The sequence below is a fragment of the Nocardioides cavernae genome (assembly GCF_013410035.1).
Classification (GTDB): domain Bacteria; phylum Actinomycetota; class Actinomycetes; order Propionibacteriales; family Nocardioidaceae; genus Nocardioides; species Nocardioides cavernae_A.
The window spans coordinates 43,609-67,545 of record NZ_JACCBW010000003.1; the positions used below are offsets into that span (position 1 = coordinate 43,609).

28 protein-coding genes are annotated in these 23,937 nt (G+C 72.6%); 20 read left to right on the plus strand and 8 right to left on the minus strand.

Annotation, left to right across the window (positions count from 1 at the left end; genetic code table 11):
- Positions 1-10: 10 nt before the first annotated feature.
- Entirely contained in the window at positions 11-1,333 is a 1,323-nt protein-coding gene (locus tag F4692_RS15195) for a D-arabinono-1,4-lactone oxidase (RefSeq protein WP_179620567.1), read from the minus strand.
- Complete coding sequence (locus tag F4692_RS15200; protein ID WP_179620568.1) at positions 1,330-2,532, minus strand: MFS transporter; 1,203 nt, start codon at positions 2,530-2,532, stop codon at positions 1,330-1,332. Before F4692_RS15200 ends, F4692_RS15195 begins: the two co-directional genes overlap by 4 nt.
- A gap of 33 nt (positions 2,533-2,565) precedes the next feature.
- On the opposite strand from F4692_RS15200, the gene F4692_RS15205 reads away from it, so the two are divergent.
- From F4692_RS15205 to F4692_RS15215, 3 genes are all read left to right on the plus strand, one after another.
- A complete protein-coding gene (locus tag F4692_RS15205) occupies positions 2,566-3,684 on the plus strand; it encodes a ferrochelatase (protein WP_179620569.1) in 1,119 nt (372 codons plus the stop codon).
- A complete protein-coding gene (locus tag F4692_RS15210) occupies positions 3,681-4,490 on the plus strand; it encodes an inositol monophosphatase family protein (protein WP_308645333.1) in 810 nt (269 codons plus the stop codon). Before F4692_RS15205 ends, F4692_RS15210 begins: the two co-directional genes overlap by 4 nt.
- Before the next feature lie 189 nt (positions 4,491-4,679).
- Entirely contained in the window at positions 4,680-4,970 is a 291-nt protein-coding gene (locus F4692_RS15215) for a DUF4193 domain-containing protein (protein ID WP_179620570.1), read from the plus strand.
- Positions 4,971-5,042: 72 nt separating this feature from the next.
- On the opposite strand, the gene F4692_RS15220 is transcribed toward F4692_RS15215, so the two are convergent.
- From F4692_RS15220 to F4692_RS15230, 3 genes are all read right to left on the minus strand, one after another.
- The gene (locus tag F4692_RS15220; RefSeq protein WP_179620571.1) at positions 5,043-5,732 is read right to left on the minus strand and encodes a helix-turn-helix domain-containing protein; all 690 of its coding nucleotides are present in this window, start codon (positions 5,730-5,732) and stop codon (positions 5,043-5,045) included.
- 328 nt (positions 5,733-6,060) lie between these two features.
- Positions 6,061-6,393: a DUF4235 domain-containing protein gene (locus tag F4692_RS15225; protein WP_179620572.1), complete on the minus strand. Its 333-nt coding sequence runs from the start codon at positions 6,391-6,393 to the stop codon at positions 6,061-6,063.
- Between the two features lie 10 nt (positions 6,394-6,403).
- Positions 6,404-6,862: a DUF3093 domain-containing protein gene (locus F4692_RS15230; RefSeq protein ID WP_308645334.1), complete on the minus strand. Its 459-nt coding sequence runs from the start codon at positions 6,860-6,862 to the stop codon at positions 6,404-6,406.
- A gap of 27 nt (positions 6,863-6,889) precedes the next feature.
- On the opposite strand from F4692_RS15230, the gene dut reads away from it, so the two are divergent.
- The 4 genes from dut to F4692_RS15250 are packed head-to-tail and all read left to right on the plus strand — an operon-like array spanning position 6,890 to position 9,155.
- Positions 6,890-7,360: a dUTP diphosphatase gene (gene dut / locus F4692_RS15235; protein ID WP_308645335.1), complete on the plus strand. Its 471-nt coding sequence runs from the start codon at positions 6,890-6,892 to the stop codon at positions 7,358-7,360.
- Positions 7,361-7,385: 25 nt separating this feature from the next.
- Positions 7,386-8,027 (plus strand): DUF3710 domain-containing protein, encoded by a 642-nt coding sequence (locus F4692_RS15240; protein ID WP_179620573.1) that lies wholly within the window; start codon positions 7,386-7,388, stop codon positions 8,025-8,027.
- 4 nt (positions 8,028-8,031) lie between these two features.
- The gene (locus F4692_RS15245) at positions 8,032-8,394 is read left to right on the plus strand and encodes an OB-fold nucleic acid binding domain-containing protein (RefSeq protein WP_179620574.1); all 363 of its coding nucleotides are present in this window, start codon (positions 8,032-8,034) and stop codon (positions 8,392-8,394) included.
- A complete protein-coding gene (locus F4692_RS15250) occupies positions 8,391-9,155 on the plus strand; it encodes a DUF3159 domain-containing protein (RefSeq protein WP_308645336.1) in 765 nt (254 codons plus the stop codon). The genes F4692_RS15245 and F4692_RS15250 overlap by 4 nt, the downstream gene beginning before the upstream one ends.
- Positions 9,156-9,190: 35 nt before the next feature.
- Here the strand turns inward: F4692_RS15250 and F4692_RS15255 are convergent, their stop codons facing one another.
- Both F4692_RS15255 and F4692_RS15260 read right to left on the minus strand, forming a co-directional pair.
- A complete protein-coding gene (locus F4692_RS15255) occupies positions 9,191-9,862 on the minus strand; it encodes a potassium channel family protein (RefSeq protein WP_179620575.1) in 672 nt (223 codons plus the stop codon).
- A 15-nt stretch (positions 9,863-9,877) separates the two neighbouring features.
- Positions 9,878-10,540 carry a potassium channel family protein gene (locus tag F4692_RS15260; protein ID WP_179620576.1) on the minus strand — a complete coding sequence of 221 codons (663 nt, stop codon included), beginning with the start codon at positions 10,538-10,540 and terminating at the stop codon, positions 9,878-9,880.
- Between the two features lie 56 nt (positions 10,541-10,596).
- Here F4692_RS15260 and F4692_RS15265 point away from each other — a divergent pair, with 56 nt between their 5' ends.
- From F4692_RS15265 to F4692_RS15280, 4 genes are read left to right on the plus strand one after another with little or no spacing between them, the layout of a single operon-like run.
- Positions 10,597-12,645 (plus strand): APC family permease, encoded by a 2,049-nt coding sequence (locus F4692_RS15265; protein ID WP_179620577.1) that lies wholly within the window; start codon positions 10,597-10,599, stop codon positions 12,643-12,645.
- Positions 12,642-13,835: a class I SAM-dependent RNA methyltransferase gene (locus tag F4692_RS21845; RefSeq protein ID WP_179620578.1), complete on the plus strand. Its 1,194-nt coding sequence runs from the start codon at positions 12,642-12,644 to the stop codon at positions 13,833-13,835. The genes F4692_RS15265 and F4692_RS21845 overlap by 4 nt, the downstream gene beginning before the upstream one ends.
- A gap of 36 nt (positions 13,836-13,871) precedes the next feature.
- On the plus strand, positions 13,872-15,350 hold the full coding sequence (locus F4692_RS15275; RefSeq protein WP_179620579.1) for a hypothetical protein: 1,479 nt from the start codon (positions 13,872-13,874) through the stop codon (positions 15,348-15,350).
- A gap of 19 nt (positions 15,351-15,369) precedes the next feature.
- Entirely contained in the window at positions 15,370-15,726 is a 357-nt protein-coding gene (locus F4692_RS15280) for a hypothetical protein (protein ID WP_179620580.1), read from the plus strand.
- 1 nt (position 15,727) lies between these two features.
- Here the strand turns inward: F4692_RS15280 and F4692_RS15285 are convergent, their stop codons facing one another.
- A complete protein-coding gene (locus F4692_RS15285) occupies positions 15,728-16,036 on the minus strand; it encodes an ATP-binding protein (RefSeq protein ID WP_179620581.1) in 309 nt (102 codons plus the stop codon).
- 153 nt (positions 16,037-16,189) lie between these two features.
- Here F4692_RS15285 and F4692_RS15290 point away from each other — a divergent pair, with 153 nt between their 5' ends.
- From F4692_RS15290 to F4692_RS15335, 9 genes are read left to right on the plus strand one after another with little or no spacing between them, the layout of a single operon-like run.
- Positions 16,190-19,024 (plus strand): aconitate hydratase, encoded by a 2,835-nt coding sequence (locus tag F4692_RS15290; protein WP_179620582.1) that lies wholly within the window; start codon positions 16,190-16,192, stop codon positions 19,022-19,024.
- A 3-nt stretch (positions 19,025-19,027) separates the two neighbouring features.
- Positions 19,028-19,615, plus strand: coding sequence for a hypothetical protein (locus tag F4692_RS15295; protein ID WP_179620583.1), 588 nt, complete (start codon positions 19,028-19,030; stop codon positions 19,613-19,615).
- 9 nt (positions 19,616-19,624) lie between these two features.
- Complete coding sequence (locus F4692_RS21850; RefSeq protein WP_179620584.1) at positions 19,625-20,290, plus strand: DUF3105 domain-containing protein; 666 nt, start codon at positions 19,625-19,627, stop codon at positions 20,288-20,290.
- A 27-nt stretch (positions 20,291-20,317) separates the two neighbouring features.
- Complete coding sequence (locus tag F4692_RS15305) at positions 20,318-20,620, plus strand: thiamine-binding protein (protein ID WP_179620585.1); 303 nt, start codon at positions 20,318-20,320, stop codon at positions 20,618-20,620.
- A 1-nt stretch (position 20,621) separates the two neighbouring features.
- The gene (locus tag F4692_RS15310) at positions 20,622-21,047 is read left to right on the plus strand and encodes a YjbQ family protein (RefSeq protein ID WP_179620586.1); all 426 of its coding nucleotides are present in this window, start codon (positions 20,622-20,624) and stop codon (positions 21,045-21,047) included.
- 3 nt (positions 21,048-21,050) lie between these two features.
- Positions 21,051-21,638 carry a GNAT family N-acetyltransferase gene (locus tag F4692_RS15315; protein WP_218858639.1) on the plus strand — a complete coding sequence of 196 codons (588 nt, stop codon included), beginning with the start codon at positions 21,051-21,053 and terminating at the stop codon, positions 21,636-21,638.
- 40 nt (positions 21,639-21,678) lie between these two features.
- Positions 21,679-22,095, plus strand: coding sequence for a hypothetical protein (locus F4692_RS15320; RefSeq protein ID WP_218858640.1), 417 nt, complete (start codon positions 21,679-21,681; stop codon positions 22,093-22,095).
- A 20-nt stretch (positions 22,096-22,115) separates the two neighbouring features.
- Positions 22,116-22,994: an NUDIX domain-containing protein gene (locus F4692_RS21300; protein ID WP_257029953.1), complete on the plus strand. Its 879-nt coding sequence runs from the start codon at positions 22,116-22,118 to the stop codon at positions 22,992-22,994.
- The gene (locus F4692_RS15335; RefSeq protein ID WP_179620587.1) at positions 22,991-23,926 is read left to right on the plus strand and encodes an SMP-30/gluconolactonase/LRE family protein; all 936 of its coding nucleotides are present in this window, start codon (positions 22,991-22,993) and stop codon (positions 23,924-23,926) included. Before F4692_RS21300 ends, F4692_RS15335 begins: the two co-directional genes overlap by 4 nt.
- Positions 23,927-23,937: the final 11 nt, after the last annotated feature.

Here is a 23,937-nt window from a genome sequence, read left to right on the forward strand (position 1 = left end):
TGCCTCGACCTCAGGGACCCAGCACCCGGCGCAGGTAGTCGTTGGCGAAGACCCGGTCGGGGTCGAGCCGGTCCCGCATCGCGAGGAAGTCGTCGAAGCGGTCGTAGACCGGAGCGAGGTCCGCGGCCGTACGGGTGTGCACCTTGCCCCAGTGCGGGCGGCCGCCCGCCTCGCGCAGGAGGGGCTCGAGGCCGCCGAAGTACGCCCTGTGGTCGGTGCCGGCGGGCACGTGGAACGCGAGGTAGAAGCTGTCGCGGCCGTGGGACGTGGACAGGGCGATGTCGTCGGCCGGTGCGGTGCGGATCTCCACCGGGAACGCCACGCGCCAGTCGCTGGCGTCGATCATCCGCCGGCACTCGCGCAGCACGTCGAGGCCGACCTGGCGCGGGACGGCGTACTCCATCTCCCGGAACCGCACCCGGCGCGGCGTGACGAACACCCGGTGCGCGAGGTCGCTGTAGCGACGCTCGGACAGGGCGCGCCCCGCGACCCGGTTGATCCGCGGCACGAGGGCGGGGACCCTCTCGCCGAGGCGGCAGAGGCCGCCGAAGACGGTGTTGGAGACCAGCTCGTCCTCCCACCACGCAGCGAGTCGGGACGGCGGCTGCTGCTCGCCGGGGTCGAGGTCGGTGCGCACGTTCTGCTTGACCACGAGGCGGTCGGTGTGGGGGAACCAGTACATGTCGACGTGGTGGGCCGCGGCGACCATCTCGTCGTAGGACCCGAGTGCCTCGTCCCAGCCCATCGGCTGCTCGTGCGCCTCGACCACGAACAGCGGCTCGACGTGGAAGGTCAGGCTCGTCACGATCCCGAGCGCCCCCAGGCCCACCCGGGCGACCTCGAGCACGTCGGGGTTCTCCTCGGCGGAGGCCCGGAGCACCTCGCCCGTCCCGGTCACGAGCTCGAGGCCGGCGAGCTGCGCGGCGAGGCCGGCGGCCGTCCCGCCGGTGCCGTGGGTGCCGGTCGACGTCGCCCCGGCCAGCGTCTGCTCGGCGATGTCGCCCATGTTGTGCAGCGACAGGCCGAGGCGCTCGAGGGCCAGGTTGAGGTCCTTGAGCGGGGTGCCGGCGCGGGCGGTGACGGTCATCGCCTCACGGTCGACGTCCAGGATCCCCGTCATCGCCTCGGGACGCAGGAGGGTGTGCTCGGGGGCGGCGATCGCGGTGAAGCTGTGGCCGGTACCGGTCATCTTCACGGTGGTGCCGGCCTCGCGTGCGCGTCGGACGGCCGCGACGACGGCGCCGACGGCGGCGGGGGTCTCGACGTGGCGGGGGACGGCCTCCTCGAGTCCGCTCCAGTTGCGCCAGAGGTGGCCGTGGACGGGGGAGGTCATGCCCGCACGCTAACGCTCCGGGGCGTCCTCGTGGGGCGCGCCGCCTGCGCGGCCAGCGCGCCGAGCACGCCGCCCGCGAGCGCGACGGCGTACGCCGCGGAGGCGCCGCTGTGGTCGACGACGAAGCCCGCGATGCTCGCGCCCGGAGCGACGCCCGCCACGATCCCCGTGTGGAGGATCGCCATCCCCTCGGTCAGCCGGGCGGACGGCACGCCCTGCTCGACCATCGTCATCGCGCTGATCAGCGTCGGGGCCACGGCGAGCCCGCCGACGAGCAGGACGAGGGCCATCACCGGGACGGACGAGACGAACATCAGCGGGGCCATCGTCGCGGCCATCGCGGCGGAGCCCCACCGGAGCCGTACGTCCGGACCGCGACGCCACACCACCGCGCCCGTGACGAGCCCGGCGACCAGGCTGCCGAGCGACCAGGCGGCGAGCAGCCAGCCGGCCACCCACCGCTGGCCCTGCTCCTCGGCGAACGCGACGGTCGTGACCTCGGCCGCGCCGAACAGCGCGCCGAGGGTCAGGCAGACGACGGCGAGGGGGAGCACGAGCCGCCACGGCATCGGGGTCCTGTCGCCGCCGCTCGGCGCGCTCCGCCCGGCAGGAGGCTCGGTGCTCCGCTGGGCCGCGAAGGCGTACGTCCCGACGAGGCCGGTGACGACGGCGACCGTCAGGCCCGCGACGGGGTGCCAGCCCGTGGCCAGCAGGGTGACGAGCACCGGGCCGACGACGAAGACGACCTCGTCGAGGACCGCCTCGAGCGCGAACGCGGTCTGCTTCTCGCCGGCGTCGTCGAGCAGGTGCGACCAGCGGGTCCGGACGCTCGCACCGACCTGGGGGAGTGCGGCGCCGGCGACGGCGGCGAAGACGTGCGTCCACGGGCGCGCCCAGTCCTGCTCGACCGCGAGCATCATCAGCGCGAGCCCGGCGCCGAAGACGGAGATGGCCAGCGGCAGCACGCGCGCCTGCCCGTGGTGGTCGACCCAGCGGCCGTGGAGCACGGCGAAGGCCGCCTCGGACAGCACGAAGACCGCCGAGACGGTCCCGGCCAGGCCGTAGGAGCCGGTGCGGCCCTCGACGAGGAGCACGATCCCCAGCCCGACCATCGAGATCGGCAGCCTGGCGACCAGCGCGGCGCTGCTGAAGGCGAGGGCGCCCGGTCGCGACAGGACCCGGCGGTAGGAGTCGAGCATCACCCGGATGGTAGGCCGCTCTACGCTGGCCACATGAATCCTGCGGGTCACCCCGACGTGAAGCCGTACGACGCCCTCCTCGTCCTCTCCTTCGGGGGGCCGGAGAAGCCCGACGACGTGGTCCCGTTCCTCGAGAACGTGACGCGCGGGCGGGGCATCCCGCGTGAGCGCCTGGCGGAGGTGGGGGAGCACTACTTCCTCTTCGGCGGCAAGAGCCCCATCAACGACCAGAACCGCGCCCTGATCGCCGAGCTGGAGAAGGACTTCGCCGACCAGGGCATCGATCTGCCCATCTACTTCGGCAACCGCAACTGGGAGCCGTACCTGGCCGACACGCTCGCCCGGATGACGGCCGACGGCGTCGAGCGCGCCGCGGTCTTCGCGACCTCGGCGTACTCGTCGTGGTCCTCGTGCCGGCAGTACCGCGAGAACCTCTGGGACGCCGTCGAGCAGACCGAGGGCGCTCCCCGCCTCGACAAGCTCCGGCAGTACTACAACCACCCGGGCTTCCTCGAGCCCGTCGTCGACGCGTGCCTCGCGGCGCTGGCCGACCTGCCGACCAACGGGGACGCCGCCCGGCTCGTCTTCGTCACGCACTCCATCCCGACCGAGATGGCCGAGACCAGCGGCTCGGAGGACCCCCTCGGCCAGCCCCGTCCGGCCTACGTGCGCCAGCACCGCAGCGCCGCCGACGAGGTGGCCGCCCGGGTGCGTGCGGCCACCGGTCGCGCGCACCGGCACGACCTCGTCTACTGCTCGCGGTCCGGCGCGCCGTCGACGCCGTGGCTCGAGCCCGACGTGAACGACCACCTCGAGGAGCTCGCCAGCGACGGCGTCGCCCAGGTCGTCCTCATCCCGATCGGGTTCGTGTCCGACCACATGGAGGTCATCTACGACCTCGACACCGAGGCCATGGCGACGGCGGAGCGCCTGGGCATCCAGGCGGTGCGCGCAGCAACGGCCGGGACCGACCCGCGGTTCGTGGCGATGGTCCGCGACCTCGTCCTCGAGCGGGCGGCTGCTGAGCGCGGCGCGTCGCCGGAGCGCCCCGCCGTCGGCTCGCTGCCCGCGGGCCCGGACATCTGCGGTGCGGGCTGCTGCCCGAACGCCCGCAACCCCCAGCGACCGGCTCTGTGCGGCCGCGACTCGTGAGCGACGCCCCCCAGGACCTGCGCGACCTGGCGCGCGCCCTGGCCCACGAGGGCGCTGACCTGGCCCGGGAGATGCGGCGCGGCGGGATCGACGTCGCCGACACCAAGACCAGCGCGGTCGACGTCGTCACCGAGGCGGACCGCGCCGTCGAGGCCCTGATCCGCTCGCGCATCAGCGCGGCGCGCCCCGACGACGCGATCCTGGGGGAGGAGGGTGACGACCGCCCCGGCACCTCGGGGGTCCGCTGGGTGGTCGACCCGATCGACGGGACGGTGAACTACCTCTACGGCCTGCCCGACTGCGCCGTGTCGATCGCCGCCGAGGTCGAGGGCACGGTCGTCGCCGGGGCCGTGGTGACCATCCCGACCGGCACGGAGTACGCCGCCGCGCTCGGCCACGGCGCGACCCGCGACGGGCAGCCGATCGCCGTTCGTCCGACCCCGCCGCTCGCGGAACGCCTGGTGCTGACCGGCTTCGGCTACGAACGACACGTGCGCGAGCACCAGGCCGGGTGCGTCGCCAGGCTGCTCCCGGAGGTCCGCGACATCCGCCGGATGGGCTCGTGCTCGCTCGACCTCTGCCACGTCGCGGAGGGAAGCGGGGACGCGTACGTCGAGGCCGGTCCCCAGCCCTGGGACTGGTCGGCGGGCGGACTGGTGCTGCGTGAGGCCGGGGGTCGGTTCGACCTCCTCGACGGCACCCTCGCCCTCGGGTCGCACCCCCCGCGCAACGTGGTCGTCGGCGCTCCGGCCGACGGCTGGGACACCTTCGTGGTCGCGCTCAGGACGGCCGGTTTCGTCGCCTGAACGGGTGCACCGGGCCACCCCGGTCCGGAGGGAATAGCGGGGCGTGACCCGCTGTTCTGGCGACACGTTGCGGACCGTCTCACCACGGAGCCGGTCCATGGTGCACAATCTGGCGCCGACGACGTGCACAACGGGTCATGCCGGCCGCGATCCGGACGGCATCGACCACAGCATGGGGAGAGGGATCCGATGGCCACCGACTACGACGCACCACGCAAGACAGAGGAAGACCAGAGCGAGGAGAGCATCGAGGAGCTCAAGGCGCGCCGGCACGACAAGAACTCCGGCAAGGTCGACGAGGACGAGGCGGAGGCCGCCGAGTCCTTCGAGCTGCCCGGTGCCGACCTCTCGCACGAGGAGCTCGCCGTCGAGGTCATGCCTCGACAGGACGACGAGTTCACCTGCATGAGCTGCTTCCTGGTGCACCACCGCTCGCAGCTCGCCGACGAGAAGAAGCTCATCTGCCGCGACTGCATCTGAGCCCGGCCCACCTCTGTACGCAACGGCGCTCGTCCCTCTGGGGGACGGGCGCTGTGCCGTGTCCGGGGCCCCTCACGAACCGCCCGCCGCGCGCAGGCGCACCTGCCGCTTCCACTCCGCGTGACACTCGTCGCGGTGCTCCATCTCGGCGACGAGCTGGTGGCGGGCCGCGTGGTCGACAGGCGTGCCGCGCAGGGTGCGTTCGAGGTGCTTGTAGGACGGAGAGGCCCGGTAGCCGATCGCCACGCGCCCCGTCCGCCGCGACTCCCGCTCGACGAACAGCGCGTGGGCGGAGGTCCACGTCCTCATCTGACGCGGCAACCACCACCCCCGCAGCCGGAGGTCGCAGTGCGCCGGGAACCGGCGACAGGCCCGGTCACGGGCACCGTCGTCCCGCATCGGCTCCACCACCTCTCCCGACTCCTCGTCGTGGAAGGACGTCCGGACCCGCGCCAGCCGCAGCATGCGCTGCAGCACGTCCGCCCTGGGGCTGGTCCGGCCGGTCTCCCACCGGGCCACGACCGACTGGGACACCTCGAGGAGGGCGGCGAGCCCGCGCTGCGAGACGTCGAGGATGCGCCGGATCCTGCGGACCAGCCCCGGCACCTCGCCCGCGAACGGCCCCAACGACCACCACTCCCGCTCGTCGTCGGTGAGGCGCTCGTACTCCTCCCGCGACGGGTAGTGGCGCTCGCGCACCGTCGTGAGCCGGACCGTCGTCGGGCCGTCGCCGGACCTGGTGCGTGCGGTCGTGTCCTCCATCGTGGTCTCCTGACTGGCTGTCCCGGCGCCCCGGTCGGGCGCTCGTGCAGCCATCCCACGGCGCACCACCGACAAGTCCGGCAGCTCATCCACAGCCAGGTGGGCTGAGACGTCCTGTCGCACCCCTGTGGACACCCAGTGGCCTGTCCGCGGCTGCGGGCCCCGGGCGTACTCCGACCAGACGCCACCCTCGCCCGTGAGTCGCTCAGGGACTCACGGGCGAGGGTGCGCGGACTCGGGTCGGCGGCCCGGGGTCGCCCGGCAACCCTGAGTCGCAGGGAGACTCACGGGAAAGGACGCCCACAGGAGGGTGAGACGGAGCGGCGGCTCAGGACTCGGGGGCGGGCGCCTTCTTGGCGTCCTGGCCGTCCTTCTTCAGCTGCGGGGGCAGGTGACCCGTCGACTTGGCGTAGTAGTGCGCGGCACGGCGCGTGGCGAGCATCCGGGCGACGCCGATCAGGGTCCCGCTGACGGCGGCCCACATCACGGCCTCGCTGAGACCGACGTCGGGGTCCGCCGGGTTCGCGGGCGGGTTCTTGCCGGTGGCAGCGCGCCAGGACGAGTTCAGGGCCTTCTTCGCCACCGAGGCCGCGCCGATGGCGGCCACGAGGGAGAACGCGGAGTAGACCTTGCTGGTGCTGTCCTTCGAGGAAGAGGCCATGTCCGTCACACTACCGAGCCGCCCGGCGGCTCCGCCCCGCCTCCAGGGCTGAGGCGAGCGCGTCGGGCCGACGGCAGCTGACGAGCCAGTACGGCGTCGGGTCGGCGGGGTCCTCGATGTCCACGCGCACGCCCCGCTTGAGGTAGGGCCGCAGGAGCAGGTACGCCCGGGCGTCGGCGTCCACGCCGGCCAGCCGGCGTACCCCCTCGCGGTCCAGCGCGGTGACGGCACCGACGTGCTCGAGCCCGATGTGCGCGCGACCGGCGCGGAAGGTCGATCCCTCCACGGCGACCCGGGCGCCGCCGTAGGAGGCGAAGAGGGCAATCATCAGGGCCAGCGCGGCGGCCGTGACGGACCACGCGAGGATGCCCGGGACGGCGACGACCAGCGCGAGCCACACGGACGCCACGAGCATCGTGCCCTGCGCCCACCAGCGCAGCGGGACGGTGAGGCGTTCGGCGTAGTCCACGGCGCAGAGCCTATAGATTCACTCCTCGTGCCCGACCTCCACCCTGAGCACGACCTGGACATCAGCGTCGTCCGGCTCGACCCCGACCTGCCGCTCCCGTCGTACGCCCACCCGGGCGACGCCGGAGCGGACCTGCACACGACCGTCGACGTCCACCTGGCGCCGGGCGAGCGGGCACTCGTCCCGACGGGGCTGTCGATCGCGCTGCCGGAGGGCTACGTCGCGCTCGTCCACCCGAGGTCGGGACTCGCGGCGCGTCACGGGCTGTCCATCGTGAACACGCCCGGCACGGTCGATGCGGGCTACCGCGGCGAGATCAAGGTGCTGCTGATCAACCACGACCCCGTCGAGGCGATCACGCTCGCACGCGGCGACCGCATCGCCCAGCTCGTCGTCCAGCGCTTCGAGCGGGCGCGGTTCGTCGAGGTGGGGGTGCTGCCCGAGTCGTCCCGGGGGGCCGGGGGCTACGGTTCTACAGGTACCGGTCAGGGGTCCTGACCGGTGGTGACGAAGGAGTGGTGACGTGAGGTTCCGCCGCAAGTCGGACGAGGCCGCCCAGTCGGGCGGCGAGGCGACCGCCGGTGCGTCCGACGCTGCCTCGGCAGCGCAGACGGACCCGGCCTCGGGTCCGTTCGACGTGTCCCAGGTCGAGGGCGACGGCGTCGAGCGCGCCGACCTCGGCTCGGTCCTGGTCCCCGCGATCGCCGAGCGCGAGCTGCGGCTCCAGGTCGATGAGAAGAGCGGCCAGGTCCGGGCCGTGATGCTCGCCGGCCAGGACGGCGCGTGCGAGTTCCAGGCCTTCGCCGCCCCCCGCAACGGCGACCTCTGGGGCGACGTCCGACCCCAGATCGCCGAGGACATGGTCCGCCGCGGCGGGCAGGCCACCGAGCGTGAGGGCCGCTGGGGCACCGAGCTCGTCTGCCAGATGCCCGTCCAGCGCCCCGACGGCACCACGGCGACCCAGCCCTCGCGGATCATCGGCATCAACGGCGAGCGGTGGATGCTGCGCGCGTCGTTCCTCGGGCGCCCGGCGATCGATCCCGACGCCACCACCGACTGGGAGGACGCCCTCGCGCAGGTCGTCGTACGCCGCGGCGAGGGCGCCATGCCGGTCGGCGAGCCCCTGCCCGTGAAGCTTCCGGACGACGCCCGACGGGTGAGGTGACCACGTGGCCGAGAAGAGCCGCCTCCGGCAGGCGCTGTCGAAGTGGGCGGACAGCTCCGAGGCCCACCAGCGCGACCTGCGCCAGACGCACGCCAAGGACGAGGCCCTCGCCATCGCCGACGCGCCGGAGCGCGAGCGCGTCACGGTCAACGGAGTGCTGCGCACCGTCACCCTCCGCCCCCGCGGCGGGGTCCCCGCGCTCGAGGCCGAGCTCGACGACGGCTCCGGCGTGATCACCGTCGTCTGGCTCGGCCGGCGCCGCATCACCGGCGTCGACCCCGGCCGATCCGTCACGGTCGCCGGCTGCATCGGTCGCCAGGGCGGGGTGCCGATCATGTTCAACCCCCGCTACGAGCTCCTCCCGTGACCGACGAGACCGCGGCGGACAAGGCACCGGCGGACAAGGCACCGGCGGACAAGGCACCGGCGGACAAGGCACCGGCGGCCGACACGGTCGAGGCCGTGGTGCGCCAGCAGCTCGCCAAGGCGCTCGGCGGGCGTCGCGGGATGGCCGAGGCGGCCGTCCCGACGATCCTCTTCACGGTCATTTGGCTCTCCACGAAGGACCTCACCCTCGCGCTCCAGGTCAGCGTCGGCGCAGCGCTCGTCCTGCTCGTCGTGCGACTCGTGCAGCGCTCCACCGTCCAGTTCGTCGTCAACGCCCTGTTCGGCATCGGCATCGGCGCCTACTTCGCCTACCGCACGCTCCAGTCGGGCGGGTCGGAGCAGGAGGCCGCGTTGGCGTACTTCCTGCCGGGGATCCTCTACAACGGCGGGTACGCCCTCGTGCTCGCCTTCACCTGCATCATCGGCTGGCCGCTGGTCGGGTTCATGGTCGGCAGCATCACCGGCGACCCCACGGCGTGGCACGAGGACAAGCCGCTGGTGAAACTGTGCAGCCGCCTCACCTGGCTCCTGGTGCTGCCGTGCCTGGTCCGCGTCGCGGTGCAGGCGCCGATCTGGCTGGCCGGCAGCTCGGGCGCGATGGACCCGGACACGGCCATCGCCATCCTCGGCGTCGCCAAGCTCGGCCTCGGATGGCCGCTCCAGCTCGCGGCCCTGGGCGGCATGATCTGGCTGCTCTCCCGCAACCGGACCCCGGTCGCGGCCGACCCGACCCCGGCCTGAGTCTCCGAGAGACTCACGGCAGGTCAGGGCACGGCTCAGCTCGGGTGGTTCCCCGGCGACAGCAGCTGCTCGAGCTCGGTCTCCACCTCGGCCGGGACCACGAACAGCAGCTCGTCACCCGACTCGAGGGGCTGTTCCGCCTCGGGCGTGTAGACCTGCCCGTCGCGCAGGATCGTCACCAGCGCGCAGTTGTCCGGGAAGGGGACCAGCCCGGCGGGGGTGCCCACGTAGGGGGAGTCGGCCGACAGCGTCAGCTCCACGAGGTTGGCGTTGCCCTGGCGGAACGTGAAGAGGCGGACGAGGTCGCCGATCGAGACCGCCTCCTCGACCAGGGCCGACATGATGCGCGGGGTCGAGACGTTGACGTCGACGCCCCAGGCCTCGGTGAAGAGCCACTCGTTGTTGGGGTGGTTGACGCGGCCGACGGTGCGGGGGACGCCGAACTCCGTCTTGGCCAGCAGCGACGTCACGAGGTTGGCCTTGTCGTCACCGGTCGCGGCGATCACCACGTCGCACTTCCCGAGCTGTGCCTCGGCGAGCGAGGAGAGCTCGCACGAGTCGGCGAGGAGCCACTCGGCGTTGGGGACGCGCTCGGGACGGATGGAGGACGGGTTCTTGTCGATGAGCAGGACCTGGTGGCCGTTCTCGATCAGCTCCCGGGCGATGGATCGGCCCACGGCTCCGGCTCCGGCGATGGCGACGCGCATGTCTCAGATGTTCCTTCAGTCGTCTTCGGGGCCGGAGTCGAGCACGGCGTAGGCGTGCGCGGCGTTCTCCTCGCGGATCACGATGTGCAGCATGTCGCCCTCCTGGAGGACGGTCTCGCGCGTCGGCAGCATGCCCTCGCCGAGCCGGTCGATCCAGGCGATCCGGCTGCGGGACTGCATCTGGAACTCCACCGTCCGGTTGCCGACCCACGACTCGGGCACGGGGATATGGTCGACGCGGATCGTGCCGGAGGGGTCGCGGAAGTCGGGCTCGGCGCCGGCGGGCAGGATCCGGCGCAGGACCTGGTCGGCGGTCCACTTCACCGTCGCGACGGTCGTGATGCCGAGGCGCTGGTAGACCTCCGCGCGGCCCGGGTCGTAGATGCGGGCGACGACCTGCTGCAGCCCGAAGGTCTCCCGCGCCACGCGGGCCGCGATGATGTTGGAGTTGTCGCCGCTCGAGACCGCGGCGAACGCGTCGGCGCGGCGGATGCCGGCCTTCTCCAGCACCTGCTGGTCGAAGCCGTAGCCCGTGATCTTGTCGCCGTTGAACTCCGGGCCGAGCCTCCGGAACGAGTCCGGCTCGCTGTCGATGATCGACACGGTGTGGTTGCGGTCCTCGAGGCTGCGGGCGAGCGTCGATCCGACGCGGCCACAACCCATGATCACGACGTGCACGCCAGAACCGTATCCCAGCGGGGAATCCGACGTCCGCGGGTCTAGGCTTCCCCACCGTGAGTGTCGGTGACGTCTCGAAGCGCATCCTGCTGGGTCGCAAGCTCCGCAGCAGCCAGCTGGGCGAGACGCTCCTCCCGAAGCGCATCGCACTGCCGGTCTTCGCCAGCGACGCCCTGTCGTCGGTGGCGTACGCCCCGGACGAGGTCTTCATCATGCTGGCGGTCGCCGGCGCGTCGACCTACGTCTGGTCGTGGAAGATCGGCCTCGCCGTCGCGCTCGTGATGCTCACCGTGGTGGCGAGCTACCGCCAGACCGTGCACGCCTACCCGTCCGGCGGCGGCGACTACGAGGTGGCCACGGTCAACCTCGGTCGCAACGCGGGCGTCACGGTCGCGAGCGCACTGCTCGTCGACTACGTCCTCACCGTCGCGGTCTCGATCTCCTCGGCCGCCCAGTACGCCGCCGGTGCGATCCCGTTCCTCATCGGGCACGAGGCGACGGTCGGCATCCTGGCGGTGGTCCTGCTCACCGCGATGAACCTGCGCGGCGTGCGCGAGTCGGGCTCGTTCTTCGCCGTCCCGACCTACCTCTTCATGGTCGCCATCCTCGGCATGTGCGCGTACGGCCTGCTCCGGCTGCTCGCCGGCGACCTGCCCGACGCGGAGAGCGCCGACCTGGTGATCCGGCCCCAGGAGGGCTGGGACGGTCCGCTCACCCAGGTCGGGCTGATGTTCCTGCTGGCGCGGGCCTTCTCCTCCGGGTGTGCAGCCCTGACCGGCGTCGAGGCCATCAGCAACGGCGTGCCGGCCTTCCGGAAGCCCAAGAGCCGTAATGCAGCGACCACGTTGCTGCTGCTCGGGATGATCGCGATCTCGATGATGATGAGCGTCATCGTGCTCGCCAAGCAGATGGCGATCCGCTACGTCGACCCCCACGAGCTGGACCGGCTGCGCACCGCCTCGGGCGCGGTCCCCGACGGCTACGTGCAGCACCCCGTGATCTCCCAGATCGCCGCCGGCGTCTTCGACCACTTCTCGCCGGGGTTCTACTTCGTCGTCACCGTCACCGGCGTCATCCTCGTGCTCGCGGCCAACACGGCGTTCAACGGCTTCCCGGTGCTAGGCTCCATCCTCGCCCAGGACGGCCTGGCGCCCCGGTCGCTCGGCTCGCGCGGCGACCGGCTGGCCTACAGCAACGGCATCGTCTTCCTCGCGGCGATGTCGATCCTGCTGATCTGGATCTTCGACGCGGAGACGACCAAGCTCATCCAGCTCTACATCGTCGGCGTCTTCGTGTCCTTCAACCTCAGCCAGCTCGGCATGATCCGCCACTGGTCGCGGCACCTGCGGACCGAGCGCGACCCGGCGGTGCGTCGCCGGATGATGCGCTCGCGGGCGATCAACGCCTTCGGCCTGGGCATGACGGCCGTCGTCCTGGTGATCGTGCTGATCACCAAGTTCCTGGCCGGCGCGTGGATCACCATCCTCGCGATGGGCTTCTTCTTCCTCGTCATGCAGGCGATCGGTCGCCACTACGCCCGCGTCGAGCTCGAGCTGGCCGCCGACGAGCAGGACAAGGTCATGCCGACCCGGGTCCACGCGATCGTCCTCGCCTCCAAGCTGCACAAGCCGACGCTGCGCGCCCTCGCCTTCGCCCGCGCCACCCGGCCCAACGTGCTCGAGGCGATCTACGTCAGCGTCGACGCGAAGGCGACCAGCCGCCTCCTCGAGGAGTGGGACGACCGCCACCTCGACATCCCGCTCAAGGTGCTGCACTCGCCCTACCGCGAGGTCGTGCGGCCGATCGTCGAGTACACCCAGGAGATCCGCCGGGCGAGCCCGCGAGGCGTGGTGGCGGTCTACATCCCGGAGTACGTCGTCGGTCGCTGGTGGGAGCAGCTGCTGCACAACCAGACCGCGCTGCGCCTCAAGGGCCGCCTGCTGTTCACGCCGGGCGTCATGGTGATCTCGGTGCCCTACCAGCTGCGGTCCTCCCAGCTCGCGCAGGAGCGCGGACGCCGCGACGAGACCCGCGTCCACGCCGGAGACCTGCGGCGCGGACGCGTGACGTCGCGCGGACCCTCCCGGACGGTAGACGACGCGTGAGCCGTACGAACCGCGCCCGCAAGCCCCGCGGCCGCTCTCGGGTGGGTGAGCGCTTCGAGGTCGAGGTCGGACCCGTCGCCCACGGCGGGCACTGCGTCGCCCGGCTGCCCGAGCCGGAGTCCCGCGTGGTGTTCGTGCGCCACACGCTGCCGGGGGAGCGGGTCGTCGTCGAGATCACCGAGGGCACGGACGGTGACCGCTTCTGGCGCGGCGACGCCGTCGAGGTGCTCGACCCGTCTGCCGACCGCGTGACGCCCCCGTGCCCGGTGGCCGGGCCCGGCCTCTGCGGCGGCTGCGACTTCCAGCACGTCGCCCTGCCGGCCCAGCGCGACCTCAAGACCGCGGTGGTGCGCGAGCAGCTCGTACGCCTCGGCCGCCTCCCGGCCGACTCGGCCGTCGTGACCGGGCTGCACGTCGAGGCAGTGCCCGTGCCGGGGCGAGCGGACGACGGGCTGCGCTGGCGTACGCGTCAGCGCTACGCCGCGCTCCCCGACGGACGTCCCGCGATGCGGGCGCACCGCTCGCACGACCTCGTGCCGCTGGACGACTGCCTGATCGCGGCCGACGGCGCTCGGCCCGCCGACGTCGCGCCGCCCTCGCGGGACCCCGTCACCCACGCCGTCGACGCGGCGGGGGAGCGCCACGACTTCGTCGTCGCCGGTGACGGCTTCTGGCAGGTCCACCCCGAGGCCACCCGCGTGCTCGTCGACACCGTGCTCGAGCTCCTGGGGCCACGGCCGGGCGAGCGGGCGCTCGACCTCTACGCCGGCGTCGGGCTGTTCGCACGCTTCGTCGGCCGGGCCACCGGCGCCCGGGTCGTCGCGGTCGAGGCCGACCGCACGGCCTGCCAGCACGCGCGCGGCAACCTCGCGGCGCTCGAGGCGGCCGTGGTCGAGTGCGGGCCCACCGACAAGGTCCTCCGCGACGGCTACGACGAGCCGTTCGACCTCGTCGTCCTCGACCCGCCGCGCGAGGGTGCCAAGCGCGCGGTCGTGGAGCAGGTGGTCGACCGGCGCCCGCGCGCCGTGGCGTACGTCGCCTGCGACCCCGCGGCCCTGGGCAGGGACGTCGCGATCTTCGCCGAGCACGGCTACGAGCTGACCGCCGTCCGCGCCTTCGACCTGTTCCCCATGACGCACCACGTCGAGTGCGTGGCGCTGCTGACGCGGACCGGTCCCCGCACGGGGTGAGCCGCCGCCCGGTCGGGCGCCACTAGAGTCCCGCGGGTGCGTCTCGTCTCGGCCGTCCTCGGCTTCGTGCTGAAGAAGGCCGGCGGGCTCCTCGTCATCGTCCTCGCCCTCTTCGTGGGTTACCTCCTCGTCCAGGCCGCCTTCCCCGCCGTGAAGGAGGCCGTCACCGACCGGGAGCGCCTCCAGCAGGTCCGCGTGGAACGCGCCGCGCTCGAGCGGGACCTCGCGTCCCTCCGCGACGACGCGGTGGCGTCCCGGCTCCGCGCGATCGACGAGGCCGTCGACGGCCTCGGCGACCAGGTGGCGGACCAGCGGGCGGAGGCCGAGCAGGCACGCGAGGACAGCGACGAGTGCAGCCGGCTGCGGAGGCTGTTCGAGAGCCTGCCTGTGGTGCCGGACAGCTGCGAGCTGAAGGAGCGAGCCGCCGAGGCGGCCGAGGACGCCCTCGACAGGCTCGAGGCGGGCCTTGCCGGTGCCGAGGCGGACGCGGCGGTGCTACGCGACCCCACGCTGAGCCCGCAGGAGAAGCTCGACCGGCTCACCACGGACACCGGAGCGACCGCGGCCGAGGACGAGATCGACGGCACCGAGGCCTCGCTGGAACAGAGGCAGGCCGAGGAACGCAGTCTCGAGGCGACCCAGGGCACGGGCGTGGGCTGGGTCGTCGACCAGTGGGCGCGGTCGTGGCGCTGGCTGGCGGCCATCGCCCTGCTCGTGCTGCTCCTCCCGCCGGTGGTGAGGACCGTCGCGTACTTCGTCCTCATGCCGCTGGTCCACCGCGTCCACCGGCCGATCCGCCTCGCCGGGCAGGCGGGCGCCGGCGGCGAGCTCGTGACCTCAACGGCGCACCGCACCCTCACCGTGGACCTCGGCCCGGGTGAGGTGCTCTCCGCGCGCTCGGAGCACGTACGCCCGGTGCAGGGCCGCGTCCGCAGCCACCTGCTGTACGACTGGTCCGCACCCTTCATCAGCTTCGCGGCAGGGCTGTTCGGCCTCAGCCGGGTCACCGGCGACGAGAGGGTCACCGCAGCGACCCTCTCGACACCGGACGACCCCGACTCCTACCTGATGCGCATCGACTTCGCCGACCACCCGGGGGTGGTCATGCGCCCCCGGCACGTCGTCGGTGTGATCGGCACGCCCCGGCTGGAGACGCGCTGGCGGTGGGGGATCCAGTCCTTCGCCACCTGGCAGGTGCGCTACATCCTGTTCGCCGGCACCGGCAGCCTGATCGTCCAGGGGCACGGCGACGTCGTCGCGACGAGTCCCCGGGGCGGGACCACGCGGATGGAGCAGCACCTCGTGATGGGCTTCGACTCCCGGCTGGAGGTCGGGGTCGACCGCACCGAGGTGTTCTGGCCCTACCTGTGGGGGCGGACGCCCCTCGTGGACGACGAGTTCACCGGTTCCGAGCCGCTGTTCTGGCAGAAGGCCAGCTCCGACGGCGTCCGGAACCCGGTCGCCCGCGCCTTCGACGCCCTCTTCTCCGCGCTGGGCAAGGTGCTCGGGTTCTGAGCATGGCATCGTGGTCGCCATGGCCACCTACACGGTCAACCCCGCAGCGGTCGCGCACGCCCGTCGGCTGATCGACGCGCGGCAGTACGTCCTCGACAGCGACTGGGGCGAGGTGCAGCCGGGTGCAGAGGCCCAGAACGCCTACCTCGAGAAGCACACGTGGGCCGACTACGCCGCGTGGCACCTCGGCCTCACCGAGGGTGCCAACGAGGACACCAAGGCGCGCCACGCCTTCGTGTACGGCGACCTGCGCCGAGTGCACCGCAGCGGGCTGATCGCCTGCGTCTACCGCGCTGCGGAGTGGCGGCACAAGGCCGTCGAGCTGGCAGCCCACGACCTGCTGCAGCGCCTCGACCAGATGGCCGGGATCGAGTAGCTCACACCAGCGCGGCCAGGCGGGCCAGCGCGCGGTCCCGGTCGGTCGCGTCCACCACCTGCCACCCGTGGGCCGGTGCGAGGTCGAGCAGCTGCCGACGCCCCTCCAGCACGAGCGGGTCCCCGCCGCGCTCCTCGATGATGCGCGAGACGACCGCGGCCACGAACCTCTCGGCCCGCGACGGGGTCACGATGAGCTGCGGCAGGACGATGTCGCACACGAGCGTGCCCGGGTGGCTCGCCGCGTGGGCGCGGGCGAGCGTCGACTTGCCGACGCCGGAGGGTCCGTTGAGGTGGAGGAGGGTCGGCACGCCGGGGAGGCTGGTCGAGCGACCCGGACGACTGTGGTATCTTGACGTCAAGATAAAGCGACGTCAGTACTTAGGGTCGCCTGTCTTCCCGCGCTCACCGGCGCGACGGCAAGATGGGCGTGAACCCGCGAACTCCCGAGGAGATGTTGGCTGATGGCCAGTCAGGACAGCTTCGGTGCCAAGGGCACCTTGGACGTGGACGGACAGTCCTACGAGATCTACCGCCTCGACGCGGTCAAGGGAGAGGGCCTCGACGTCGAGAGCCTGCCCTTCTCGCTCAAGGTGCTGCTGGAGAACCTGCTCCGCACCGAGGACGGCGCCGACATCACGGCCGACCACATCAAGGCGATCGCCGGGTGGGACGCCAGCGCGGCGCCCGACCAGGAGATCCAGTTCACGCCCGCCCGCGTGATCATGCAGGACTTCACCGGCGTCCCCTGCGTCGTCGACCTCGCCACCATGCGCGAGGCGATGGCCGAGCTCGGCGGCGACGCGACGAAGATCAACCCGCTGGCGCCTGCCGAGATGGTCATCGACCACTCGGTCATCGCCGACGTCTTCGGCACCCCGGCGGCGTTCGAGAAGAACGTCGAGATCGAGTACGAGCGCAACCGCGAGCGCTACCAGTTCCTGCGCTGGGGCCAGGGTGCCTTCGACGACTTCAAGGTCGTCCCGCCCGGCACCGGCATCGTGCACCAGGTCAACATCGAGCACCTCGCGCGCGTGGTCATGGTGCGCGACGGCGTGGCCTACCCCGACACCTGCGTCGGCACCGACTCCCACACCACGATGGTCAACGGCATCGGCGTGGTCGGCTGGGGCGTCGGCGGCATCGAGGCCGAGGCCGCGATGCTCGGCCAGCCGGTCTCCATGCTCATCCCGCGCGTCGTGGGCTTCAAGCTCTCCGGCGAGCTCCCCGAGGGCTCCACCGCCACCGACCTCGTCCTGACGATCACCGAGATGCTCCGCGAGCACGGCGTCGTCGGGAAGTTCGTCGAGTTCTACGGCGAGGGCGTCTCCGCGCTGCCCCTGGCCAACCGCGCCACCATCGGCAACATGAGCCCGGAGTTCGGCTCGACCATCGCCGTCTTCCCGATCGACGAGCAGACCATCGACTACCTGCGCCTCACCGGCCGCACCGACGAGCAGCTCGCGCTCGTCGAGGCGTACGCCAAGGAGCAGGGCCTCTGGCACGACCCGAGCGCCGAGCCGCGCTACAGCGAGCAGCTCGAGCTCGACGTCTCCACGGTCGTCCCGTCGCTCGCGGGTCCGAAGCGCCCGCAGGACCGCGTCGAGGTGTCCGCCGCCAAGGACTCGTTCCGCGCCGCGCTGGTCGACTACGTCGACGAGGGCGACTCCGACCCGGACGACGCCGCCGCTGCCACCGGCTACGACGAGGCGCTCGAGGAGTCCTTCCCGGCCTCCGACGCCCCGAGCCACGAGGGCGGCAACGGCAAGCCCGTGCACGCCGACGCCCCTGCCGGCGCCGGACGCGCGTCGAAGCCGACCACCGTGTCGCTCGACGGCCAGGACGTCGAGATCGACCACGGCGCCGTGGTGATCGCCGCGATCACCTCGTGCACCAACACCTCCAACCCGAGCGTGATGATCGGTGCGGCCCTGCTCGCCAAGAACGCCGTCGAGAAGGGCCTGTCGCGCAAGCCGTGGGTCAAGACCTCGCTCGCCCCCGGCTCCAAGGTCGTCTCCGACTACTACGAGCGTGCCGGCCTGACGCCGTACCTCGACAAGCTCGGCTTCAACCTCGTCGGCTACGGCTGCACCACCTGCATCGGCAACTCCGGTCCGCTGATCCCGGAGGTCTCCGCGGCCGTCAACGAGGCCGACCTGGCGGTCGTCTCGGTCCTGTCGGGCAACCGCAACTTCGAGGGCCGGATCAACCCGGACGTGAAGATGAACTACCTCGCGTCCCCGCCGCTCGTCGTCGCCTACGCGCTCGCCGGCTCGATGGACGTCGACCTGTTCGGCGACCCGCTCGGCCAGGACACCGACGGCAACGACGTGTTCCTCAAGGACATCTGGCCGAGCCCGCAGGAGGTCGAGGAGACGATCGCCCGCGCGATCACCGCCGACATGTTCGGCTCGTCCTACGCCGACGTGTTCAAGGGTGACGAGCGCTGGCAGTCGCTGCCCACCCCGGAGGGCAACACCTTCGCGTGGGACCCCGAGTCCACCTACGTCCGCCGTCCTCCCTACTTCGACGGCATGCCCGACGAGCCCGAGCCGGTCACCGACATCGTCGGCGCCCGCGTGCTGCTCAAGCTGGGTGACTCGGTCACGACCGACCACATCAGCCCGGCCGGAGCGATCAAGAAGGACAGCCCGGCGGGTCGCTACCTCGCCGAGCACGGCGTCGAGCAGCGTGACTTCAACTCCTACGGCTCGCGCCGCGGCAACCACGAGGTCATGATCCGAGGAACGTTCGCCAACATCCGCCTGCGCAACCAGATCGCGCCGGGCACCGAGGGCGGCGTCACCAAGGACTTCACCCGTGACGGCGAGGTCACCAGCGTCTTCGAGGCGAGCGAGAACTACCAGGCCGCCGGCACCCCGCTGGTCGTCCTGGCGGGCAAGGAGTACGGCTCCGGCTCGTCGCGCGACTGGGCCGCCAAGGGCACCGCGCTGCTGGGCGTCAAGGCCGTCATCGCCGAGTCCTACGAGCGGATCCACCGCTCCAACCTCATCGGCATGGGTGTCATCCCGCTGCAGTTCCCCGCGGGCAAGACCGCCGACGACCTGGGCCTCACGGGTGCCGAGATCATCTCGATCTCCGGCATCACCGAGCTCAACGACGGCACCACGCCCAAGACGGTCACCGTCAAGGTGGAGCCCGCCCCGGGCACCGACCAGGCCCACGGCGAGACCAGCGAGTTCGAGGCCGTCGTGCGCATCGACACCCCGGGCGAGGCGAACTACTACCGCAACGGCGGGATCATGCAGTACGTCCTGCGCAACCTGCTGCGCGGCTGATCGGTGGGGGACTTCCTCGACCGCGCGGAGGCGGCCGTCGGCGACGACGGCCGCCTCCCGCTCGGTGCCATGCCGGACTGGGACGTGTTCCCCTTCGAGCGCGACGGGCTGCAGGCACGTCCGCTCACGGAGCTCGCCGACCCCGAGCCCGACCGACGCAAGGCACCCGCCGACTGCCGCACCTGCCAGGCCCTGGACACGGCGCCGCAGGTGCTGCACACCGGCGGCCGTCTCGCGGTCGTCCGACCGGGTGCGACGAGCCTGCCGTTCGTCGCCAACGTCGTCACCCGCGAGCACGTCCTGCTCGACGACCTCGACGACGCTGGCCACGTGGAGCTCGGGCGCCTGGTCGCGCGGACCTACGCCGCGGTGCAGGCCCTCGACGGTGTCGGCAACGTGCACATCACCAAGTGGGAGAACGGCGCCGGACACTTCTCCATGAACGTCATGGCGCGTCCGCGTGGCGTCCTCCAGCTCCGCGGGTCCAACCTCCCCGTCTGGGCCGACATGCTCCCGGACACCCCGCAGGACGAGCTCGACGCCCGCGCCGAGGCCGTACGCGCTGCCTTGGCCCGAGGACCGCGCCGGTAGCCTGACGCGGTGAGTGACGCCGACACCCCCGCGCCGGAGGTCGACCTCCACGAGGAGGGCCTCGCACCCGCTCCGGTCGTCGAGGAGGTCCGGCCCAGCCGGCTCCCGCTGGTGCTCGCCACCGTCTCCGCGCTCGTCGTCCTGGGCGCCGCCCTGGTCGCGCCCCTGGTCGACCGGGCCATCCGCGGCGAGGAGGAGGCGCAGCGCGCCCTCGACCTGACCCTGGTCGAGACGTGGGACATCACCGACCGCGCGCACACCATGGACGACGTGGACTACCCGCAGGACCCGCCCGCCGGAGGCGCGCACGCGCCGGTCTGGCTCGCGTGTGGTGTCTACGACGAGCCGGTGCGCGAGGAGAACGCCGTCCACGACCTCGAGCACGGCACCATCTGGATCACCCACGACCCCGACCTCCCGGCGGCGGACCTCGAGACGCTGGCCGGGCAGCTCCCCGACAACGGGATCATGTCGCCGCGCGACGGACTGCCGTCGCCCGTCGTCGTCACGGTGTGGGGGGCGCAGCTGCGGCTCGACGGCGCCGACGACCGCCGGCTCGGCCTCTTCCTCGAGGAGTACGGCGACGGCCACACCGCCCCCGAGTTCGGCGTCAGCTGCCGGGGAGGTACGCCCGACCCGCAGGGCGCGCTCCTGGGCGAGGGCGCGAACGCCTGAGTCGACCGGGGTGGCTAGCGTGGACGCATGATCGTCGCCTTCTCCCTCTCACCCACCTCCAGCGACCCCTCGGGTTCGGTGACCGAGGCGGTCGCCGCCGCGGTCCGCGTCGTCCGCGAGTCCGGCCTCCCGCACGAGACCAACGCGATGTTCACCAACATCGAGGGCGAGTGGGACGAGGTGATGGCCGTGGTGAAGCAGGCGGTCGACGTGGTGGCCGCGGCCTCGCCACGCGTCGGGCTCGTCCTCAAGGCCGACATCAGGCCCGGCTACGACGGCCAGCTCACCGCCAAGGTGGAACGCATCGAGCAGGCGCTGGGGGAGGGCTGAGGTGCACAGCGAGGTCCGCACCTACGAGACCGGGCGCGACGAGGTCGTGCTCGACCTGACCCGCGACGCGGCGGACGTCGTGAGCGGGCGCGGCGACGGCCTGCTCCACGTCTTCGTGCCGCACGCGACCGCCGGGATCGCGATCATCGAGACCGGAGCCGGGTCCGACGACGACCTGCTGGCCGCCCTCGGCGACCTGATCCCGGCCGACGACCGGTGGCGACACCGGCACGGGTCACCGGGGCACGGACGCTCGCACGTGATGCCGGCCATCGTCCCGCCCCACGCCACGGTGCCCGTGCTCGACGGGCGCCTCGCGCTCGGCACGTGGCAGAGCATCTGCCTCGTCGACCTCAACGTCGACAACGTCGAGCGCGAGGTGCGCTGGTCCTTCCTCTCCTCCGGCCCCACCTCCCCGGAGGGCTGAGCCGTGGTGCGGATCCGCGAGGCGGGAGACGTCGACACCCCGGCGGTCGAGGCCGTCGTCGAGGCGGCCTTCGGCGACCACGGCGCGGCTGTCAACGACGTCATCGCGCGCCTGCGATCGGTCGAGGACCTGGCGGCCGAGCTGGTCGCCGTGACCGGTGAGGGCCACGAGGAGCAGGTCGTGGGCTGCGTCGCCCTGTCCCGGGCCTGGCTGGACGCACGTGAGCGGCTGGTCGACGTCCTCGTGCTGAGCCCGCTCGCCGTCGCGCCCGAGCACCAGCGGTCCGGCATCGGGAGCGCGCTGCTCGAGGCGGTGCCCGCGGTCGCCGAGCGACTCGGCGCGCCGCTGGTCTTCCTCGAGGGCGACCCGGGCTACTACGGCACACGCGGCTGGGACCGCGCGTCCGCCCACGGCCTCGAGCGTCCCTCGCACCGGATCCCCGACCCGGCCTGCCAGGTGCGGGTGCTGGCTGCTCACGAGTCGTGGATGACGGGGCGCCTGGTCTACCCCGACGTGTGGTGGCGGCTGGACCTCGTCGGGCTGCGCGACCCCGACCTGGCGGCGATCGAGGCGGCGCTCGAGGGCGGCTGACCCGCGGATCGATCGAACACGCGTTCGATATGCTGCACCCGTGTTCCCGCCCCCGCAGCCCCGTCAGCGGCCCACCCCGCCCGAGGGTCACCGCGGCGTGGCGCCGCCCGGATGGCCCCGGCAGGTACGCCCGCCCGACGCGCCCGACTGGGAGACGACGGCCGCGAGCTGGCTGCTCGACCTCTGCCCGCCGGACTACCGCAGGTTCCCGGGGCTGCGGCGCCACGTGGTCGTGCTGGCCCGGTTCGCGGTCCTGCACGTCGAGGCGCAGCAGCTCGCGACCCGACGGGGCCTCAGCGAGATCCGGGGCGACCTCAAGGACGTCGCCGACGAGGCCGTCGTGCTGGCCGCCGTGCAGACCTTCCAGCTCGAGGACGCGCGCCTGATGGGGGTGCGCCGCGAGGTGGGCCTGGTCGAGGAGGCGCTGCGGGGGCGTCGCTACCGGGTCCGGATGTAGCGCGTGGCTAGGGTCGGACGATGCCCGAGCAGCCCGTGCGCACCGACTACGTGTGCCTCACCCTGGTCGACCCGCGCGGCTGGTTCCTCATGCAGGAGCGCGACGAGCACGCGCCCGTCTGGCCCGACACCTGGTGCTTCCCCGGCGGCGGCCTGGAGCCCGGCGAGTCCCCCCGCGACGGCGCCCTGCGCGAGCTGGCCGAGGAGACGGGGATCGAGCCGGCGCCGGGTGAGGCGCACGACCTCGGGGAGTTCGAGGTGGCCTCGCCGCACGGCCGGTTCCGCTACCACGCGTTCGCCGCACCGACCGAGCTCGGTGACCGCGACGTCGACTGCCAGGAGGGGCGCCAGATCGTGTTCGTCGACCCCGCCGTGGTCGACGACCTCCCGTTGGTGGACTCGACGCGACGGGTGCTGCACGCCCTGCGCACCTGGGCCGCCGACCACACCCCCGCGCCCGGACCGGACGCCCGTGCCTTCGCCGGCGTGGTGCTGGTCGACCGTCGCGGATGGATCCTGCTGCAGGAGCGCGACGAGCACCCCCTCATCGACCCGGACTGCTGGGGCCTGTCCGGCGGCCACCTCGAGCCGGGGGAGCAGCCCCGCGACGGCGCGCTGCGCGAGCTCGAGGAGGAGACGGGCGTACGCCTCGCCGCCACCGACGTGCACGAGCTGGGTGTCTTCGCCAACGACCACCGCGAGTCCTACGGCACGTGGGACCGGATGTGGGTCTACGCCGCAGCCGTCGACCTCACCGACGACGACATCGACTGTCGGGAGGGCCGACAGATCGTGTTCGTCGACCCGGCCACCGTGCCCGGCCTCCGCCTGACCAGGGGTGCGGAGGGCATCGTCCCGGCCTTCCTCCGCAGCGATCTCTACGCCAGCATGGCGCCATGACCCACTCCCGGAGCCTGACCGTGCACCCCGTCCCCTCCATGGGCGCCGAGGACGTCGTCGTCGGCGCGGACGGCACGGTCTTCACCGGCACCGAGGACGGGGCCGTCTGGGCGCTCGACCCCGCGACGGGCAGCACCCGTCGCGTCGCCGACACCGGTGGCCGCCCGCTCGGCATCGAGCTCCTCGACGACGACCTCGTCGTGTGCGACGCCGTGCGCGGCGTGCTGCGCGTCGACCCGCGCACGGGCGCCGTCGAGGTGCTCGTCGCGGAGGTCGACGGCGAGCCGATGCGGTTCTGCAACAACGCGGCGGTCGCGGCGGACGGGACGATCTGGTTCAGCGACTCCTCGCGGCACTTCGGCGTCGACCGGTGGAAGGACGACTTCGTCCAGGACACCCGCACGGGCCGGCTGCTGCGACGCGACCCGGACGGGACCGTCGCGGTGGTCCTCGACGGCCTCCGGTTCTCCAACGGGGTCGCGCTGGCGGCCGACGAGTCCTACGTTGCGGTCGCGGAGTGCCGCGGACGCGCGGTCGTACGCCTCTGGCTCGCCGGTCCGCGGGCGGGGGAGCGCGACCACCTCGTGAGGGACCTCCCGGGCTACCCCGACAACATCAGCCGCGGCAGCGACGGGCTCATCTGGGTCACCCTGGCCAGCCCGACCGACCCGGTCGTCGAGGGCCTCGGGTCCGCGCCGCTGGCGCTGCGCCGGCTGGTGACCCGGATCCCGGAGGCGCTGCAGCCCCGGCCGAAGCAGACCATCCGGGTGCAGGCCTACGACGACACCGGCGGGCTCGTGCACGACCTCGACCTCGCCCAGCCCGGTTCGGGGCCGGGGTTCCACATGGTGACCGGGGTCCGCGAGCACGACGGGAAGGTGTGGCTCGGCAGCCTCCACGAGCCGTCGGTGGCCGTCCTCGACCGGCCATGAAATAGACTCGG

Excerpts from the sequence above, each read along its gene's own strand:
- F4692_RS15195 (WP_179620567.1), bottom strand. The coding sequence starts at position 1,333 with ATGACCTCCCCCGTCCACGGCCACCTCTGGCGCAACTGGAGCGGACTC.
- F4692_RS15200 (WP_179620568.1), bottom strand. The coding sequence starts at position 2,532 with ATGCTCGACTCCTACCGCCGGGTCCTGTCGCGACCGGGCGCCCTCGCC.
- F4692_RS15205 (WP_179620569.1), top strand. The coding sequence starts at position 2,566 with ATGAATCCTGCGGGTCACCCCGACGTGAAGCCGTACGACGCCCTCCTC.
- F4692_RS15215 (WP_179620570.1), top strand. The coding sequence starts at position 4,680 with ATGGCCACCGACTACGACGCACCACGCAAGACAGAGGAAGACCAGAGC.
- F4692_RS15220 (WP_179620571.1), bottom strand. The coding sequence starts at position 5,732 with ATGGAGGACACGACCGCACGCACCAGGTCCGGCGACGGCCCGACGACG.
- F4692_RS15225 (WP_179620572.1), bottom strand. The coding sequence starts at position 6,393 with ATGGCCTCTTCCTCGAAGGACAGCACCAGCAAGGTCTACTCCGCGTTC.
- F4692_RS15255 (WP_179620575.1), bottom strand. The coding sequence starts at position 9,862 with ATGCGCGTCGCCATCGCCGGAGCCGGAGCCGTGGGCCGATCCATCGCC.
- F4692_RS15280 (WP_179620580.1), top strand. The coding sequence starts at position 15,370 with ATGGCCACCTACACGGTCAACCCCGCAGCGGTCGCGCACGCCCGTCGG.
- F4692_RS15290 (WP_179620582.1), top strand. The coding sequence starts at position 16,190 with ATGGCCAGTCAGGACAGCTTCGGTGCCAAGGGCACCTTGGACGTGGAC.
- F4692_RS15305 (WP_179620585.1), top strand. The coding sequence starts at position 20,318 with ATGATCGTCGCCTTCTCCCTCTCACCCACCTCCAGCGACCCCTCGGGT.
- F4692_RS21300 (WP_257029953.1), top strand. The coding sequence starts at position 22,116 with ATGCCCGAGCAGCCCGTGCGCACCGACTACGTGTGCCTCACCCTGGTC.
- F4692_RS15335 (WP_179620587.1), top strand. The coding sequence starts at position 22,991 with ATGACCCACTCCCGGAGCCTGACCGTGCACCCCGTCCCCTCCATGGGC.